General features: G+C 72.3%; 16 protein-coding genes and 1 riboswitch. Of the genes, 9 read left to right on the top strand and 7 right to left on the bottom strand.

Annotated elements, in window-relative coordinates; translation table 11 throughout:
- Positions 1 to 15 precede the first annotated feature (15 nt).
- Both ACLVWQ_RS23340 and ACLVWQ_RS23345 read right to left on the bottom strand, forming a co-directional pair.
- Positions 16 to 732 (bottom strand): SCO2322 family protein, encoded by a 717-nt coding sequence (locus ACLVWQ_RS23340; RefSeq protein ID WP_414111083.1) that lies wholly within the window; start codon positions 730 to 732, stop codon positions 16 to 18.
- Positions 729 to 2,027, bottom strand: coding sequence for a prenyltransferase/squalene oxidase repeat-containing protein (locus ACLVWQ_RS23345; protein WP_414111084.1), 1,299 nt, complete (start codon positions 2,025 to 2,027; stop codon positions 729 to 731). The genes ACLVWQ_RS23340 and ACLVWQ_RS23345 overlap by 4 nt, the downstream gene beginning before the upstream one ends.
- A gap of 125 nt (positions 2,028 to 2,152) precedes the next feature.
- Positions 2,153 to 2,231, bottom strand: a riboswitch (cobalamin riboswitch).
- Positions 2,232 to 2,319: 88 nt separating this feature from the next.
- Here ACLVWQ_RS23345 and ACLVWQ_RS23350 point away from each other — a divergent pair.
- Positions 2,320 to 3,120, top strand: coding sequence for a phosphotransferase (locus tag ACLVWQ_RS23350; RefSeq protein ID WP_414111085.1), 801 nt, complete (start codon positions 2,320 to 2,322; stop codon positions 3,118 to 3,120).
- Positions 3,121 to 3,180: 60 nt separating this feature from the next.
- Here the strand turns inward: ACLVWQ_RS23350 and ACLVWQ_RS23355 are convergent, their stop codons facing one another.
- On the bottom strand, positions 3,181 to 4,269 hold the full coding sequence (locus ACLVWQ_RS23355; protein WP_414111086.1) for a PP2C family protein-serine/threonine phosphatase: 1,089 nt from the start codon (positions 4,267 to 4,269) through the stop codon (positions 3,181 to 3,183).
- A 486-nt stretch (positions 4,270 to 4,755) separates the two neighbouring features.
- Here ACLVWQ_RS23355 and ACLVWQ_RS23360 point away from each other — a divergent pair, with 486 nt between their 5' ends.
- Positions 4,756 to 7,080 (top strand): ATP-binding protein, encoded by a 2,325-nt coding sequence (locus ACLVWQ_RS23360; RefSeq protein ID WP_414111087.1) that lies wholly within the window; start codon positions 4,756 to 4,758, stop codon positions 7,078 to 7,080.
- 61 nt (positions 7,081 to 7,141) lie between these two features.
- On the opposite strand, the gene ACLVWQ_RS23365 is transcribed toward ACLVWQ_RS23360, so the two are convergent.
- Positions 7,142 to 8,164 (bottom strand): MBL fold metallo-hydrolase, encoded by a 1,023-nt coding sequence (locus ACLVWQ_RS23365; protein ID WP_414111088.1) that lies wholly within the window; start codon positions 8,162 to 8,164, stop codon positions 7,142 to 7,144.
- Positions 8,165 to 8,365: 201 nt separating this feature from the next.
- On the opposite strand from ACLVWQ_RS23365, the gene ACLVWQ_RS23370 reads away from it, so the two are divergent.
- Both ACLVWQ_RS23370 and ACLVWQ_RS23375 read left to right on the top strand, forming a co-directional pair.
- Positions 8,366 to 9,823 carry an aldehyde dehydrogenase gene (locus tag ACLVWQ_RS23370; protein ID WP_414111089.1) on the top strand — a complete coding sequence of 486 codons (1,458 nt, stop codon included), beginning with the start codon at positions 8,366 to 8,368 and terminating at the stop codon, positions 9,821 to 9,823.
- A 3-nt stretch (positions 9,824 to 9,826) separates the two neighbouring features.
- Entirely contained in the window at positions 9,827 to 10,060 is a 234-nt protein-coding gene (locus ACLVWQ_RS23375; protein WP_414111090.1) for a ferredoxin, read from the top strand.
- A gap of 165 nt (positions 10,061 to 10,225) precedes the next feature.
- On the opposite strand, the gene ACLVWQ_RS23380 is transcribed toward ACLVWQ_RS23375, so the two are convergent.
- Complete coding sequence (locus tag ACLVWQ_RS23380; RefSeq protein WP_414111091.1) at positions 10,226 to 10,882, bottom strand: TetR family transcriptional regulator; 657 nt, start codon at positions 10,880 to 10,882, stop codon at positions 10,226 to 10,228.
- Positions 10,883 to 11,100: 218 nt separating this feature from the next.
- Here ACLVWQ_RS23380 and ACLVWQ_RS23385 point away from each other — a divergent pair, with 218 nt between their 5' ends.
- From ACLVWQ_RS23385 to ACLVWQ_RS23395, 3 genes are read left to right on the top strand one after another with little or no spacing between them, the layout of a single operon-like run.
- Complete coding sequence (locus ACLVWQ_RS23385) at positions 11,101 to 12,531, top strand: glycosyltransferase family 4 protein (RefSeq protein ID WP_414111093.1); 1,431 nt, start codon at positions 11,101 to 11,103, stop codon at positions 12,529 to 12,531.
- A complete protein-coding gene (locus ACLVWQ_RS23390; protein ID WP_414111094.1) occupies positions 12,525 to 13,295 on the top strand; it encodes a methyltransferase domain-containing protein in 771 nt (256 codons plus the stop codon). The genes ACLVWQ_RS23385 and ACLVWQ_RS23390 overlap by 7 nt, the downstream gene beginning before the upstream one ends.
- Positions 13,292 to 14,362, top strand: a complete 1,071-nt coding sequence (locus tag ACLVWQ_RS23395) for a prenyltransferase (protein ID WP_414111095.1) — start codon at positions 13,292 to 13,294, stop codon at positions 14,360 to 14,362. The genes ACLVWQ_RS23390 and ACLVWQ_RS23395 overlap by 4 nt, the downstream gene beginning before the upstream one ends.
- A gap of 46 nt (positions 14,363 to 14,408) precedes the next feature.
- Here ACLVWQ_RS23395 and ACLVWQ_RS23400 read toward each other — a convergent pair whose 3' ends face one another.
- The gene (locus ACLVWQ_RS23400) at positions 14,409 to 14,702 is read right to left on the bottom strand and encodes a hypothetical protein (protein WP_414111096.1); all 294 of its coding nucleotides are present in this window, start codon (positions 14,700 to 14,702) and stop codon (positions 14,409 to 14,411) included.
- A 268-nt stretch (positions 14,703 to 14,970) separates the two neighbouring features.
- Here ACLVWQ_RS23400 and ACLVWQ_RS23405 point away from each other — a divergent pair, with 268 nt between their 5' ends.
- Both ACLVWQ_RS23405 and ACLVWQ_RS23410 read left to right on the top strand, forming a co-directional pair.
- Positions 14,971 to 15,432 carry a nuclear transport factor 2 family protein gene (locus ACLVWQ_RS23405; protein ID WP_414111097.1) on the top strand — a complete coding sequence of 154 codons (462 nt, stop codon included), beginning with the start codon at positions 14,971 to 14,973 and terminating at the stop codon, positions 15,430 to 15,432.
- Positions 15,433 to 15,478: 46 nt separating this feature from the next.
- Complete coding sequence (locus tag ACLVWQ_RS23410; RefSeq protein WP_414111098.1) at positions 15,479 to 16,111, top strand: TetR/AcrR family transcriptional regulator; 633 nt, start codon at positions 15,479 to 15,481, stop codon at positions 16,109 to 16,111.
- A gap of 60 nt (positions 16,112 to 16,171) precedes the next feature.
- Here the strand turns inward: ACLVWQ_RS23410 and ACLVWQ_RS23415 are convergent, their stop codons facing one another.
- On the bottom strand, positions 16,172 to 17,179 hold the full coding sequence (locus ACLVWQ_RS23415) for an LLM class F420-dependent oxidoreductase (protein ID WP_414111099.1): 1,008 nt from the start codon (positions 17,177 to 17,179) through the stop codon (positions 16,172 to 16,174).
- Between the last annotated feature and the right edge of the window lie 130 nt (positions 17,180 to 17,309).

Consider the following 17,309-nt stretch of genomic DNA (forward strand, 5'->3'; position numbering starts at 1 on the left):
TGCGTCCCGGCCCCGTCAGCCGCGTCGCCGACGGGCCTGCCAGAGCGCGGCCGCGCCCAGCACGGCCACGGCGCCGATACCGGCCACCAGGCCCACCGAAGGGCCGCCGTCCCCGGATTCCCCCGATTCCCCCGATTCCCCGGATTTTCCGGGTCGGCTCGCCTTGTCGCCCGACTGCGCGTCGCCCGACACGGCTTCGCCGCAGCCCGTGCGGGGGTAGCCCGCGATGGCGCACAGCAGGGCGTTCGTGTCGTAACGCAGCGGCTTGGCGACGGAGGCGAGGGCGTCGGCGGTCGTCGCGTCCTCGTCGACGCGTGCGCACGCCGTACGCGGGCTCGGGTCCGGCGGTGTCGAACCGGCCGGCGCGTCCTTCGCCGTACCGAAGTCGAGGACGAGGGCGACCCGTTTGGTGCCCTCCTCCGCCGGCGTCCTCGCGCAGATCGTCGCGAAGCCGGCCTCCCCGCGGGGCTTCGCCGAGTGCTTCGAGTCCTCGCTCAGCGAGAAACGGAAACCCTGGACGTCACCGTCGGACGGCCGCGCGGTCGACGGGCCCTGTGCCGCGTACACCCACGTACCGCCCGCGCTGTCGCCGGACGCGCGGTCCCAGAAGGACCAGTAGCGGTAGCCGACCGCCTGGGCCTGCCCCGCCGTACCGAGCACGGCGAGCAGGAGGACCGGGATCAGCACCGTGATCAGCGTCGGGACGGGAAGGGTCGGGCGGCGGCGGGTCACGGCTGTTGCTTCTTCTTGGTGCGGGTGCTCAGGAGGAAGCCGATGCCGATGCCGCCGACCAGGCCGACCCCGACGATCCACCAGACGCCGACCCCGTCGTCGTCCTTGTCCTCGTCCTGCTCGTCCTTCCGCTCGGCGTCCTGCTCGGCGGAGGAGTCCGGGGCACCGGCCGCCGGGCCGGTCGCGCCGAGCTGCTTCACCAGGTCGGCGCCGCCGAAGTCGCGCGGGTCCGTCCCGGCGGCGTGCGCCGCGAAGATCAGCTGCGCGTACGCGGCCGGGCCGCTCTTCGCCGCCCAGGGGCCGGAGTTCTTCTCCAGCCAGGCCAGGGCCTTCGCGGCGTCGGCGGAGCGGCCCGCCGCCGCGAGCGCGACGACCGCGTCCGCGGTGTTGCCGTGGTCGGGCTGGTCCTCGGCGCCCGCGAGCGCGGACTGCAGGTGACCGGTCTCGGCGACCGCGTCGGCGAGGTACGTGGCACCGTCGGCCGCCGCCTGCTCCGGGGTGGGGGAGTCGCCGCCCGTGCACTCGGTGGGCGTGACGGACTCTTCGTCGTCCTTGTCGTCCTTGTCGTCCTTGTCGTCCGCGGGGTCGGCCACCAGGCCCTCGCCCAGGGCGCCGAGCACGCCCGCGGCCGTGGCGTCGGCGTTCGCCGCGAGCTTGCCCTTCTTGTCGGGCTGGAAGGCGAAGGCGCCCCCGCCGTCCTCGTCGCAGGGGACGGCGAGCCCGCGCAGGGCGTCGTACGGCGTCCGGTCGTCCTTGGACCGCAGGTCCCGCGGGTCGGTGTCCGCCGCCTCCAGGGCCCCGATCACGAGGGCCGTCGAGTTGGTGTCGCTGGCCCCGCCGGGGAGGTAACCCCAGCCGCCGTCCTTGTTCTGCGCGGACTTCAGCCACTTCACGGCCGCCCCGGTCACGGCGTCGTCCGTGTCGAGGGCTTCCAGGGCCTGGACCGCGGCGGCGGTGCTGTTCGTGTCGAGCTGCGTCTTGGCGTCGCACTTCGTCGCCGGGTCCGCGCGGTAGGCCGCGAAGCCGCCATCGGCGCACTGCTGCCCGGTGAGCCAGTCGACGGCCTTCGCGGCGGGCCGTACGCCCACCGTGTGCTGGGCGAGCAGCGCGAGCGACTGCCGCCAGACACCGTCGTACGTGGGATCGGCGGTGCCGTACAGACCCGACGGGGTCGACGGGGACGGGGCCTGGGACGGGGACGCGGCGGGTGACTCGTCGGCGAGGGCGGCCGGCGTGAACGCCGCGCCGATCACGGCGGTGGCGGCCAGTACCGCTGCGCTGCGGCGGACAAACATGATCGGCGGGTGCCTCTCCCTGCGGGGAGCCGGGCAGCCCGGGGCACGGGCGGCTCGGCTCCGTATGCCTCGACGGTGCCGGTCACCGGCGGTCCCGGTGACGCGAGCCGGTCACGTTCCGCACGGGGCAATCCGGCTCACCGCCCGTCAGGGACAGGGCGGTACACGGCTGCGGGTCAGCGCCGGATTTGCACCGGCTTCCCCCCGTACGGGTGTGATGACGACCTCCTCACTGTACCGGCCCGTAGCAACACCTCTGGGGCCAGGCCGCGCGGGCGGGTAGCTTCGGCGCATGGGGAGTCACGCACGGATCGGCGGGCGTCACCTACGGGTCGGCGGGCTCGTCGGATCGGGCCGCACGGCGGACGTCTACGCGCTGGAACACGGGGGAGAGGGGGAGCCGGACGGCGGGGCCTGGGTGCTGCGCCGCTACCGGGACAGCCGCGGTGACGCGTCCCGCGCGGCGGACGTCATGGCGTACGTACGTGACCACGGTTACCCCGTGCCACGGGTGCAGACGGCGGCCTCGCGGACCGACCTGGTGATGGAGCGGCTGACCGGTCCGACGCTGGTCGGGGCGATGACGGAGGGCGTGCTCACCCCGGCCGAGGCCGGAGCGTCGCTCGCCCGGCTGCTGTGTGCGCTGCACACGATCCCGGCCCGGCTCTCGACCGACCCCGGTGTCCGCGTCCTGCATCTGGACCTGCATCCGGACAACGTCCTGCTCACCCCGGCCGGCCCGATGGTGATCGACTGGGACGACACCGAGGAGGGGCCGCCCGGCCTCGACTGGAGCATGTCAGCGGTGATCCTCGCGCAGATCGCGGTGGCGGAGGGCGACCCCCGTGCCGCACCGGTGCGCGAGGTGCTGGCCGCACTGCTCGCCGGCTGCCCCGACCCGGCCCTTCTGACGGGGCCGATCGGTCGGAAGGGCCGGACGGGGCAGAAGGGTTCGACGGGCGGGCGCGGAGAGCTGGGCCGGGCGAGGGAGCGGCGAGCCGCCAATCCGACGATGAGCCGTACCGAGCTGGAACTCCTCGGCGACGCCGAGGAGTTGATCCGCGAGCTGCTGGCCGGCCGCGAGGACTTCTAGCGCCCCAGTGCCTCAGAGCCCCAGCGCCCCAGTGCCTCAGCGCCCCGTGCTTCTTGCCTTCTAAAGCCCTCGGTGGGCCGGGAGTTGTGCGGGGATCGTGGCCTGGGTGGGCTGGCAGAGGACGAGGGCCAGATCGTCCACGAGTGAGGCGCCCGTGTGGGTGAGGAGCCGGGAGTGGAGGGTGTCGAGGGCCTGGTCGGGGAGCGGGTCGCGCAGGGCCTGGGCCGCCTCCGTGAGGAACGGGAAGAACGTGCCGTCGGGTGCGCGGGCCTCGGTGAGGCCGTCCGTGTAGAGGAGGAGGCGGTCGCCCGGCTGAAGGCGTACGCGGTACTGGCGCGGATCGGGCCCGAGGCCCAACGGCAGCGTGGTGACAGCCGGTTCGAGGAGCTCGATGCGCTGGCCGGCGCGCAGGGGCGCGGGGTGACCGCAGTTGACCAGTCTGACCTCGCCCGGCGCGAACTCCGCGAGGAGCGCGGTGACGAAGTCCTCCGCGCCCAGATCCGGGGCGATACGTTTGTCCAGGCCGGTGGCGACTGTCGTCAAGTCCGGGACCGTGTAGGCGAGTTCACGGAACCCGGCCACCGTCTCGGCGGTCAGCCGGATGGCTTCGAGGCCGTGTCCGCGTACGTCGCCGACGAGGACCCGCAGGCCGTAAGGCGTCACCGCGACGTCGTACAGGTCCCCGCCGATCGCCGACTCGCTCACGGCGCAGTGGTAGCGCGTGGAGATGTGCGTGCCGGCGAGGTTCTGGGACAGCGGTCGCACGACGGCGGCCTGGGTGATCCGCGCGACCTCGCGCACCTCGGTGAGCTTCTCGGCGAGCCGCTCCCGCTGCCGCACGGTGTGCAGGGTGAGCGCGCCGCCGAGCACCAGCTGGGCCAGGGTGACCGCGGGCGTGACCTGGTCGAGCAGCAGCGCGGGCGCGGCGATGATCACGCAGACCGCCGAGGGCATGAGGAACCGTGCCTCGGAGAGCCTGCGCGGCTCGCCGGGGGCTCCGGGCCGACGGGCCCTGCCGTACTCGTCGAGCCGATCGGCCTCCCGGGGCTTCCCGAGTTTTCCGAGCTTCCCCAGCCGATCGCCTTTCCCTGATCCGCCTTTCCCTGGTCCGCCCTTCCCGGGTTCGTCGGTCCCGGGTTCGTCGTTCACGCCGGGCCGATCGTTCCTGCTGGGTCCGCTGGGTCCGCTGGGTCCGCTGGGTCCGGCGGTCCCTTGGAACCGTCGCCATCCGTCGAATCGCATCCACATCCGCATCCGCTTCGGCAGCCGTGATCGCGACCGCGGGCGCACCCGCGCCCGTTTCCGCTTCCGTGCTTGCGCCCACTGCTGAGGGCCCGAGGAGCGGTGTCCCGGCGCCTCCTTGCTGTCGCGGGTCATCCGCTTGTCCCGCCCTTTCCCCGCCACTTCACGACGGTCTCCGAATATGACCCTCCGGACCCGCACCGACAGGGAGTTGATCGCATCTCGCCGGAATGTGCTCGGAACTGACGGCGTACGACCGAGTTCGTGTCCGGCTCGACGGAGCGGTTCGAAGTGGACCGCCGGTCGCGTCACACTTGCTCGCGGACCGCATCCCACGGGGTGCCGTTCTTGAAGAGCGCGTGCGGCGCGGTGCGGTACGGGGAGGGGTGTTGCGTGCCTAACAGCAGGGCGGGGCAGGGACAGCCGGGGAATCTGCCCCCGGAGACACGGAGTTTCGTCGGCAGGTGGGACGAACTGGCCCGGCTCGACAAGCTCCTGGATCCGGTCGCGGGGCACGAACGCCTGGTGACGCTCGTCGGACCAGGCGGAGTCGGGAAGACCCGGCTCGCCCTGCGCGCCGCCCGCCGGGCCGCCCACCGGTATCCGGACGGCGTCTGGTTCGTGGAGCTCTCGCCGCTGCGGGCCCAGGGCCTGGTGGGCTTCGCCGTCGTGGAGGCGCTGCGGCTCGCCGACCAGTCGACGTCCCCGGTCGTCGAGGTGCTCGCCGACTGGCTGGAGGGCAAGGAGGCGCTGATCGTCCTGGACTCCTGCGAACACGTGCTGCCGGACTGCGCCGACCTCGCCCGCGCCCTGCTCACGGCCGCGCCCGGTGTACGGTTCCTGGCCACCAGCCGGGAACACCTCGGCCATCGGTCCGAACTGCGGATGGAGGTCGCCCCGCTGCCGGTGCGGGACGGCCGCACCGGAAAGGGCCGCACCGGAAAGGGCGACACCGGAAAGGGCGTACCCGCCAAGGCCGTACCCACCAAGGCCGTGCCCGCTCGGGTGGACCCGGCGCTCATACGGGACGAGCCCGGTGGCCCGGAAGGCCCCGGTGACGCCCTCGACCTGTTCGCCCAGCGGGCCCACGAAGCGCGTCCCGGCTTCGTGCTCGACGGGGCCTCCACCGACACCGTCGCCGCCATCTGCCGCCGGCTGGACGGGATCCCCCTGGCCATCGAACTGGCCGCGGCCCGCCTCTGCGAACTCTCCCTCGGCGAACTCGACGAACGGCTCGGCGAGCGGCTGCCGTCCCCGCTCGACCTGCTAGCGGCGGGGCCCGGCGAGGGCCCGCTGCGGCACCGCACCCTGCGGACGGCCATCGGCTGGAGCCATGAACTGTGCGCGCCCCTCGAACGGTTGCTGTGGGCGAGGCTCTCCGTCTTCGCCGGAGGCTTCGACCTGGCCGCCGCCGAGGACGTCTGCTCCGGCGGCCCCCTGTCCGCCGGACGCGTCGCGGCCCTGCTCGAACGGCTCGTCGAGCAGTCGATCGTGCAGCGCCACCACCCGGACGAACAGCACGAGCACGAGCACGAACACGAGCACATGGGCGGGGGCGTGAGCGGGGGTGGGGGCGGAGCCGATGACCGGTATCAACTCCTCGACAGCGTGCGGGAGTTCGGCGGCGACTGGCTGCGCGCCCTCGGCGAGGAACGGACCCTGCGGCTGCGCCACCTCGACCACTACGGGAGCCTCGCCCGCGTCGGCTGCGCGGAGTGGAACACCAGCCGTCAGGTGAGGTGGAGCGAGCGCATCATCGCCGAGCACGCCAACCTCCGTACCGCGATGGACTGCGCACTGTCCGAGCACGACGGCCCCACCGCCCTGCGCACGGCGGCCGACATCGGCTTCCTGTGGCGCCACTGCGGCTATCTGCGCGACGCGCAGCACTGCCTCGACCAGGTGCTCACCGCCGATCCTGAGCCAGGGCCCGACCTCGTACGGGCCCTGTGGGCGAGGGGAGCGGTCGCGCTGCTCCAGGGTGACCTGGACCGCGCCGGGCAGTGGGCGGCACGCTGTGAGGCGGCGGCCGTGGAGCAGGGTGACGCGGTGGCGGTCGTCGCCTCCGCGTACGTCACCGGCGGGCATCTGCTGCTGAGCGGCCGGCTCGGTGACGCGGCGGTGGTGCTGGCGGCGGCCGACCCGCTCCCGGTCCTCGACGACTGGCTGGGGGCCGCGCAGCTCCAGGTCAGGCTCGCGCTCTCGATGACCCACCTGCTGAGCGGCGACTTCGTCAGCTCCCGGGCGGTCGCCGAGGAGGTCCGCGCGGAGAGTGCCCGGCGCGGCGAGCGCTGGTCGCGTGCCTTCGCGGACTGCTTCGTCGCCCAGGTCGACCTGGACGAGGGCGACGTGGTGGCGGCGGTGCGCAACGCCCGTACGGCCGTCGCCGGGCACTCCCTGCTGAACAGCACGCTCGGGGTCGCCCTGACCCTCGACGTACTGGCGCGGGCGGTCGTCGCGACCGGTGACGGGCGGCGCGCGGCCCGCCTCCTCGCCATCGGCCAGCGCATCTGGGAACGCCTCGGCAGCGCCCAGATGAAATCGCCGGACCTGCGGTCCGCCCGCCACGCCTGCGAGCAACTCGTCCGGGGGAAGATCGGGGACGGCGCCTACACGAGGGCGTACGAGGAGGGCCTCGCCATGCCGTACGAGTGCGGCATCGCGTACGCGGTGGACGACGACCCGCCCGGCCGCTCCCACTCCCCTTCCCGTTCCTGACCGCCACCGGTGTCCGGGCGCGCTCGCCCGACCGGTGTCCGACGGCCCGTCAGGCAGCCCGTCAGACGGCCACGTACGTCACCGGATCGCTCCCCGGCACCGCCTCCGCGTGGCCCAGCTTCACCAGTCGGCGCAAGTGGGCCTCCGCCTCCGAGACCGCGATGTTCCGTGAGCCGTACGGGATGTCGGCCCAGGGGCGGTTCCACTCCATCAGCTCGGCGACCTGCCACAGGGTGAGCGGGGTGCTGAGCAGGGAGCGAAGACCGGTGAGACGCTCCTCGTGGTGGCCGAGCAACTCCCGTACCCGGGACGGGGCGTCGGTGAAGGCGTGCAGATGGGCGGGGAGCACCTCGGCCGGTCCGAGACCGCCGACGCGCTCCAGGGAGTCGAGGTAGTCGCCGAGCGGGTCGGGCTCGGTGTCGTCGTCCGGGTCCTCGTAGAGGCCGATGTGCGGGGTGATCCTCGGCAGCAGGTGGTCGCCGGAGAACAGGCGTCCGTTGCCCGGCAGCCGGGCCGGGTGGGCCTCCTCCAGGTGGAGGCAGACGTGGCCGGGGGTGTGGCCCGGGGTCCAGATCGCGCGCAGGCGCCGGCCCGCGAGGTCGAGGAGTTCGCCGGGGACGATCTCCCGGTCGGGGAGCGCGGGGGAGAGGCCGGGGAGGCGGGAGCGGGCGGTGCGCAGCGGCGCCACGTGCTCCTCGGGGGCGCCCGCGGCGGTCAGCTTGTCCGCCATGTACTGGAACCAGCGGCGGGGCCGGGTCTCGCGCGTGCGCCGCACGATGGCGATGTCGGCGGCGTGCATGGCGATCCACGCGCCCGACGCCTCGCGCACCTTGGCGGACAGGCCGTGGTGGTCCGGGTGGTGGTGCGTGATCACCACGCCGTGGACCTCCCCGACGGCCGTGCCGCACGCGAGGAGCCCTTCGGTGAGCGCGTCCCAGGACGCCGGGTCGTCCCATCCCGTGTCGATCAGCACCGGTCCGCGGTCGGTGTCGACGACGTACACGAGGGTGTTTCCGAGGGGGTTGTCCGGGATGGGGACCTCGACGGACCGTACGCCGCCGCCGTGATCGGTCACCTGTGGCATGAGCTCCCCTGTCGCCGACTCCCGTCACTATAACTAGAACCCGTTCCAATGGGAGCCCGTAGTGAGGTGGACCGGGGTGAAGTGCTGTGCGCTCCGTGGACTCCTCCCATTAGAACTGGTATCAGTTCCAGTGTCTGATGCATCGTCAGGAACGTGGTGTCGCGCACCCGTCAGGGAATGTCCTCGGAGAGGCAGTCGGTCATGACCGAACTCGTGGAACACGGACAGCTGTTCATCGGCGGGGAGTTGGCCGCTCCCCTGGGCCGGGACGTCATCGAGGTGGTCTCCCCGCACACCGAGGAGGTCATCGGCCGCGTGCCGCACGCCTCGCGCGAGGACGTCGACCGGGCCGTCGCGGTGGCACGCACCGCGTTCGACGAGGGGCCCTGGCCGCGCATGTCCCTCGACGAACGCGTCGAGGTGGTCACCCGGATCAAGGACGCGATCGCCGTACGGCACGAGGAGATAGCCCGGGTCATCTCCTCCGAGAACGGCTCCCCGTACTCCTGGAGCGTCCTCGGGCAGGCGCTCGGCGCGCTGATGGTCTGGGACGCGGCGATCACGGTCGCCCGGGGCTTCACGTACGAGGAGACCCGGGACGGCGCCCTCGGACGCATCCTCGTCAGGCGTGAGCCGGTGGGGGTCGTGGCGGCCGTCGTCCCGTGGAACGTGCCGCAGTTCGCGGCGGCGGCCAAGCTCGCGCCCGCGTTGCTGGCCGGCTGCACGGTGGTGCTCAAGCCGTCGCCCGAGGCACCGCTCGACGCGTACCTCCTCGGCGAGATCACGCGGGAGGCCGGGCTGCCCGAGGGTGTGCTGTCGATCCTGCCGGCGGACCGCGAGGTGAGCGAGTACCTCGTCGGGCATCCCGGGATCGACAAGGTCTCCTTCACCGGGTCGGTCGCGGCCGGGCGGCGTGTCATGGAGGTCGCGTCACGTCATCTCACGCGCGTGACACTGGAGTTGGGCGGGAAGTCGGCGGCGGTGGTGCTGCCCGACGCGGACCTCGGGGCCTGTGTGCCGGAGATCGTCTCGGCGGCCTGGATGAACAACGGCCAGGCGTGTGTGGGCCAGACCCGCATCCTGCTGCCGCGCTCGCGCTACGACGAGTTCGCGGAGGCGTTCACGGCGGCGGCGAGCGCGCTGGTGGTCGGCGACCCGCTGGACCCCGCGACCCAGGTCGGCCCGCTGGTCGCGCGGCGGCAGCAGCAGCGCAGCCTCGACTACATCCGCATCGGCCAGGAGGAGGGCGCCAAGGTCCTCACCGGCGGCGGGCGGCCACCCGGTCTGGACCGCGGCTGGTACGTCGAGCCGACGCTCTTCGGTGACGTCGGCAACTCCATGCGGATCGCCCGCGAGGAGATCTTCGGGCCGGTGATCTGCCTGCTCCCGTACGGCGACGAGGCGGAGGCGCTGAAGATCGCGAACGACTCCGAGTACGGCCTGAGCGGCAGTGTCTGGACGGCCGACACGGCTCACGGTGTCGACGTGGCCCGCCAGGTCCGTACCGGCACGTTCTGCGTCAACACCTTCAGCCTCGACATGCTCGGCCCGTTCGGCGGCTACAAGAACTCGGGGCTCGGCCGGGAGTTCGGGCCCGAGGGGTTCGGGGAGTACCTGGAGCACAAGATGATCCACCTGCCGGCCGGCTGGGAGGCCTGAGGGATGGGTGACCGCTGGCACGTCGAGGTCGACCGCTCGCTGTGCATCGGCTCGGCCCAGTGCACCCACCTCGCCCCGGCCGCCTTCCAGCTCGACTCCGCGATGCAGTCCCACCCCGCGGCCGCGGAGACGGACGCCAACGAGAAGATCCTGGAGGCGGCGGAGGGCTGCCCGGTGGAGGCGATCATGGTCACGATGGCGGGCAGCGGGGAGGCGGTGTTCCCACCGGAGGAGTGAGCCCCGGAGAGTTCCCGCCGGAGGGCTGAGTCCCGAGGGCGGCGGGGCCCGTCGGCCCTACCGCCGTCGGTCATGCCGACGTCGTGCGCGTAGGTGCTCGTCGTTGCCCGTCGTGCGGCCGAGAGAGGTGGCGCTCGCCTCCACCTGAGCCGGCCTCTGCCTGAGTCATCTCTCGTGAGGGTCTGTTGACGTCAGGTCGATCAGCCGGCACACCGTCTCGATGTCGATCTTCACCTGGGCTATGGAGGCGCGGCCCGAGAGCCAGGTGATCAGGGCCGAGTGCCAGGTGTGCTCGATGACGCGGACCGCGGAGAGCTGGGCCGGGGTGGGGTCGGCGAGGTCCATCGCGTCGAGGATGATCACCGTGGTCTGGCGGGAGACCTGGTCGACCTCCGGACTGACGCTGCGGTCGGCGAACGTGAGCGCGCGGACCATCGCGTCCGCGAGATGCGGTTCGCGCTGCAGCGCCCGGAAGGCCCGCATCAGGGTCTCCGCCACCCGTTCGGCCGCTGTGTCACCCGTCGGCGGTTTTTTGCGGAGCGTGCCATGCATATGGGCCAGCTGATCCTGCATGGTCGCGACCAGCAGGTGAACCTTGGAGGGGAAGTAGCGGTAGAGCGTACCCAGCGCCACCTGGGACGACTCCGCGACCTCCCGCATCTGGACCGCGTCGAAGCCGCCCCGGCTCGCCAGCTGCGCGCTCGCGTGCAGGATGCGCCGACGGCGGGCCTCCTGGCGCTCGGTGAGCGGCGGGGTGACCGGCTGCGCGGCCCGTGGGGGCGGTTGCGCGGCCTTCGCCGCAGGCTTGGTTTCCGCAGGCATGGATCCCGTTCCGTGACGTTCGTACAGCAGAGGCGGTGGTGCGGGTGGGGCGACAGCAGAGTAGGCCCGGCCGTGGCGTGAATCACCCGGGCCGACGCTCACAGGGTGGCTACCAGCCGGTAGATTCAGTGCTCCCTGAACGATCAAGTGTGAAACTTGTTCTAGATTACCGTCCCGAAGTAATCTCGCGGGAACGTGCTGGAAGAAGGGGGCCGAGAGTGACCCATGAGGCCATGGAGGCGGGCCTCCACGAGGGCTCGGCCACCGACGCCGACAGACCGCTGCGCATCGCGCTCCTCACCTATAAGGGGAACCCGTTCTGCGGCGGCCAGGGCGTCTACGTGCGGCACCTCTCGCGCGAGCTGGTCCGCCTCGGCCACCAGGTCGAAGTGATCGGCTCCCAGCCCTACCCGGTCCTCGACGAGGGCGAGGGCCTCGACGGGCTCTCCCTCACCGAGCTGCCCAGCCTCGACCTGTACCGCCACCCGGACCCCTTCCGCACCCCGGGACGCGACGAGTTCCGCGACTGGATCGACGCCGTCGAGGTCGGCACGATGTGGACCGGCGGCTTCCCCGAGCCCCTGACGTTCTCTCTGCGTGCCCGCCGCCATCTGCGCGCCCGGCGCGGCGACTTCGACGTCGTCCACGACAACCAGACGCTGGGCTACGGGCTGTTGGGGGACGTGGGCGCGCCGCTGCTCACCACCATCCACCACCCCATCACGGTGGACCGGCAGTTGGAGCTGGACGCCGCCGAAGGCCGCCGCCGACGGGCGTCGGTCCGCCGCTGGTACGCGTTCACGCGGATGCAGAAGCGCGTCGCCCGCCGCCTGCCCTCCGTCCTGACCGTCTCCGGCACCTCCCGCCAGGAGATCGTCGACCACCTCGGCGTACGGGACGAGCGGATCCACGTCGTCCACATCGGCGCCGACGCCGACCTCTTCTCCCCCGATCCGTCCGTGCCGAAGATCCCGGGCCGGATCGTCACGACGTCCAGCGCCGACGTGCCCCTCAAGGGCCTCGTCTTCCTCGTCGAGGCGCTCGCGAAGGTCCGTGCCGAGCACCCCGAGGCCCACCTCGTGGTCGTCGGCAGGCGCGCGGAGGACGGCCCGGTCGCCCAGCTCATCGAGCGCTACGGCCTCCAGGACGCCGTCGAGTTCGTGAAGGGCATCTCGGACGCGGAGCTCGTCGACCTCGTCAGGTCCGCCGAAGTCGCCTGCGTCCCCTCCCTGTACGAGGGCTTCTCGCTGCCCGCCGCCGAGGCGATGGCGACCGGTACGCCCCTGGTGGCCACCACCGGCGGAGCCATCCCCGAGGTGGCGGGCCCCGACGGCGAGACCTGCCTGGCCGTCCCGCCCGGCGACCCGGGCGCACTCGCCGCCGGGCTGAGCAGGCTGCTGGGCGACCCCGGCCTCCGTACCCGGCTCGGTACGGCCGGACGCGCGCGCGTGCTGGAACGGTTCACCTGGGCCCGCGCCGCCGAAGGCACCGTGGCCCGCTACCGCGAGGCGATCGCCGCCGCGGCCCGCCCCGGCCGGTCGGCGCCCGCACCCGGCACGGGTACGCCCCTCGCCACCTCCTCCGCCGCCGCTCCCGTGGACACGGCTTCCGTGGACACCCCTCATCGCGAAAGCAGGTCCACGTGCTGACCGTCGACTTCTCCCGGTTCCCGCTCGCCCCGGGGGACCGTGTGCTGGATCTCGGGTGCGGGGCGGGACGCCACGCCTTCGAGTGCTACCGGCGCGGCGCCCAGGTCGTCGCGCTGGACCAGAACGGCGAGGAGATCCGCGAGGTCGCGAAGTGGTTCGCCGCGATGAAGGAGGCGGGCGAGGCACCCGAGGGCGCCACCGCCACCGCGATGGAGGGGGACGCGCTGCGGCTGCCCTTCCCGGACGAGTCCTTCGACGTCGTGATCATCTCCGAGGTCATGGAGCACATCCCGGACGACAAGGGCGTGCTCGCCGAGATGGTCCGCGTCCTCAGGCCGGGCGGGCGGATAGCGATCACCGTTCCGCGCTACGGGCCCGAGAAGGTCTGCTGGACGCTGTCGGACGCGTACCACGAGGTCGAGGGCGGCCACATCCGCATCTACAAGGCGGACGAGCTGCTCGGCAGGATGCGCGAGGCGGGCCTGCGGCCGTACGGCACCCACCACGCCCACGCGCTGCACAGCCCCTACTGGTGGCTGAAGTGCGCGTTCGGCGTCGACAACGACAAGGTGCTCCCGGTGCGGGCGTACCACAAACTCCTCGTCTGGGACATCATGAAGAAGCCCCTCGCGACCCGGGTCGCCGAACAGGCGCTCAACCCCCTGATCGGCAAGAGCTTCGTGGCGTACGCGACCAAACCGCACCTGCCCGCCGGCCTCGTGGACGCGGCGCCCGTGGACGCGGCCCCGGTGGACGCTTCGTGACCACTCCGCGCACCGAACACCTCGTCCTGACAGGGGTGCTCACCGCGGAGGAGGCCGCACGGACCGTCCGGGGCATCCTGGAGGTGCAGCGCGCGGACGGCGCCATCCCGTGGTTCCGCGGCCACCACCTCGACCCCTGGGACCACACCGAGGCCGCCATGGCCCTGGACGCCGCCGGGGAACACGAGGCGGCGGGGCGCGCGTACGCGTGGCTGGCCCGGCATCAGAACGACGACGGCTCCTGGTACGCGGCCTACGCGGACGGCGACGCGGCCGACGTCACCGACCGCGGACGCGAGACCAACTTCTGCGCCTACATCGCCGTCGGCGTGTGGCACCACTACCTGGCGACCGGCGACGACGCCTTCCTGGACCGGCTGTGGCCGACGGTGTTCGCGGCGGTGGAGTTCGTCCTGGAACTCCAGCGGCCCGGCGGGCAGATCGGCTGGAAGCGCGAGGACGACGGCACGGCCGCCGAGGAGGCGCTGCTGACCGGGAGTTCGTCCGTCCACCACGCGCTGCGCTGCGCGCTCGCCATCGCCGAGGAACGCGAAGAGCCGCAGCCCGACTGGGAGTTGGCGCTGGGCGCGCTGCGCCACGCGATCCGCCGCCACCCCGAGCGGTTCCTCGACAAGGGCCGCTACTCGATGGACTGGTACTACCCGGTGCTCGGCGGCGCGCTGTCCGGCGCGGAGGCGAAGGAACGCATCGAACGGGACTGGGAGCGTTTCGTGGTCCCGGGGCTCGGGGTGCGCTGCGTGGTGCCCAACCCGTGGGTGACGGGCGGCGAATCGGCCGAACTCGCCCTGACCCTGTGGGCCGTGGGCGAGTCCGACCGCGCCCTGGAGATCCTTCAGTCGATCCAGCACCTGCGGGACCCGGCGTCGGGCCTGTACTGGACGGGCTACGTCTTCGACTCCGGGGCCGTCTGGCCCGAGGAGCTCACCTCGTGGACGGCGGGCTCCCTGCTCCTCGCCGTCGCCGCGCTCGGCGGCGACGAGGCGACCTGCGCGGTGTTCGGCGGCGACCGCCTGCCGCTGGGCCTGGACCCCGACTGCTGCCGGTAGAGGGCGGACCGGGGCGGGCCGACAGGGGCCCCGACGCGCGCGCCGCTCAGTGGCGGGAGACGCGGTTGGCGATCGCGTGCCCGACGAAGAGGTAGACGACGGCGGCGAGTCCGTAGCCCGCGACGACCCGGGCCCACTGCTCGTCGAACGTGAACAGGTCGTGCGACCAGCCGGCCAGCCAGCGTGCCGTGTCATGGGTGAACTGGACGAAGTCGTTGCCCTGGTTGGCGTCCAGCAGGTACATCAGGATCCAGAGGCCGATGATGACGGCCATGATGTCGGCGACGATCGCGACGACCGTACCGGCTTGATGGGAACCGTTGCGATATCGAGAGGACATGCCGTCCGGGTAGCCGCTGAACCCCGTATGAAACCTGGCATGTGACTCCGGGTGAAGGGGAGGGGTGCGTTCCGGCGCCCTGTTCAACGCCCTCAACGCCCACTCACGGCACGGCTGTTCGGTGTCCATGCCGATGACCGGCGATCCCGCGGGCCCAACTGAGGCGCCCCCCGCGACTTGCTTTTGCGACAACCTGTCGTAATGTTTACGACAGGTTGTCGCATAAACGGGAGGCCGTCGCCGCCCGGCACAGAGAAGAGGGCCCACCATGAACGCCACCGATCACGCGGAGATCATCCAGCTGTTCGGCCGCTACGCCGACATAGCGGACAAGAAGGACTTCGCTGAACTGCCCGGCCTCGTCCACACCGACCCGTTCACGATCGACTTCGAGTCGGTCACCGGCATGCCGCCGATGCAGACACCGCTCGGTGCCTACGCCGAGGTCCTGCGGAGCACCTTCGCGCCGTTCCTCGCGACCCACCACGCCATCACGGGCCACGTCGTGGACATCGACGGCGACCGCGCCACGATCCACGCCCACGTCCGTGCCGAGCACTGGCTCCCGCGGGAGCTCACCGAGGGCGGGCCCAACCGCTGGCTGGTGGTCGGCTTCTACGACAACGAGGCGGTCCGCACGGCGGACGGCTGGCGCTTCGACCGCGTGAAGCTGACCGCGACGTACCAGGAGAACGCCCACCTGGTGAGCGCGGCCCTGCCGCCCGAGTAGACACACCGGTGCGACAGGAGAGCCGCAGGGGAAGGAGAATGGCGGGATGCCGCGGATCAGGGGAGCCAGTATCGAGGAGCACCACGAGATGGTGTGGGCCGACCTCGCCGAGGCCACCCGGCAGTTGCTGCTCGAACGCGGCTACGAGTCGATCAACATGGGCCACATCGCGGCCCGAGCCGGCCTGGCCCGCAACACGCTGTACAACTACGCCCGCGACAAGAGCGCCCTGGTGCTGGCGCTGACCGAGCGCGCGAGCCGCCCGGCGGTCGAGCGGGTGGCCGCGATCGCCGCGCGGTCCGCGCGCCCGGCCGCGGAGCGGATGCGGGACATCGTCGAGGCGGTCCTGGAGGCGTCCATGGACCAGTCCATGCAGCTGATGTTCCGGCCGGGCTCGGGCCCCCTGGTCGACGAGCTGCCGAAGGGCCGGGACAGCCCGTTCCACGCGATCGTGGTCGAGGTGGAGAACGTCGTACGGGACGGCATCGCGCGCGGTGAGTTCCGGGAGGTCGACGACGTGGGGCTCGCGGTGGAGCTGCTGTCCGGTGCCATGCGCGCGGGCGCCGAACGCATCGGCAGGGACCCGGCCGCCTTCACGGACACGGTCCGCATGGCGCGGGAGATCGTCCTGGCGTCCCTGGCCCGCCACCCGGACGAGGGGCTGTCGGCCGGCGGGTGAAGTCCCGGGCGCGAGACCGGACCCCCGGTCCCCGGCCGCAGCCGGACCGCTCGGTTGAGTTCAGTTCAGCTCGGCCAGCGTCCGCAGCGTGTGCGGGTCGGGTGACAGGACGAGCAGGTCGGTCACCGGGCCCTTGCGCCACAACTCCAGCCGCTCCGCGATCCGTTCACGCGGGCCGACCAGGGAGATCTCGTCGGCGAAGGCGTCGGGCACGGCGAGTACGGCCTCCTCGCGGCGGCCCGCCAGGAACAGCTCCTGGACACGGCGGGCCTCCTCCTCGAACCCCATCCGCGCCATCAGGTCGGCGTGGAAGTTGCGTGCCGCGTGCCCCATGCCGCCGATGTAGAAGCCGAGCATCGCCTTCACCGGGAGCAGCCCCTCGGCGACGTCGTCACAGACCTTCGCCCGTGCCATCGGGGCGACGAGGAAGCCCTCGGGAGCCGCGCCCAGGGACGCCTCGTACACCTCCGTCCTCATCGGTGACCAGTACAACGGCAGCCAGCCGTCGGCGATCCGGGTCGTCTGCGCGATGTTCTTCGGGCCCTCCGCCCCCAGCAGGACCGGCAGTTGGGCCCGCAGCGGATGGGTGATCGGCTTGAGCGCCTTGCCGAGCCCCGTGCCGTCGGCTCCCCGGTACGGATGCGAGTGGAAGCGCCCGTCCAGCTCCACCGGGCCCTCGCGCCGCAGCACTTGCCGTACGACGTCGACGTACTCCCGGGTCGCCGTGAGGGGCGACCTGGGGAACGGGCGCCCGTACCAGCCCTCGACGACCTGCGGACCAGAGAGCCCGAGGCCGAGCATCACGCGTCCGCCCGAGAGGTGGTCGAGGGTGAGCGCGTGCATCGCGGTCGTGGTGGGGGAGCGGGCCGCCATCTGGGCAACGGCCGTGCCCAGCTTGATCCTTGAGGTCCGCGCGGCGATCCAGGTCAGCGGCGTGAAGGCGTCGGAGCCCCATGACTCGGCGGTCCACACCGAGTCGTAGCCGAGCCGCTCCGCCTCCCGCGCCAGGGTCACATGGTCGGCCGAGGGGCCGCGACCCCAGTAGCCGAGGGCGAGTCCGAGCCGCATACACCACTCCTGACAGTACGTCCTGACGGTGCGTCAGATGCCATCCGGGCCGGGCCGACTGTACGGGAACGGCCCCCCACCCGGAAGAGCTCCGAAGAGCGCTCGGGGTGGAGGGCCGTGAACGGGACGG

Source organism: Streptomyces sp. CWNU-52B (genome assembly GCF_047444975.1).
Classification (GTDB): domain Bacteria; phylum Actinomycetota; class Actinomycetes; order Streptomycetales; family Streptomycetaceae; genus Streptomyces.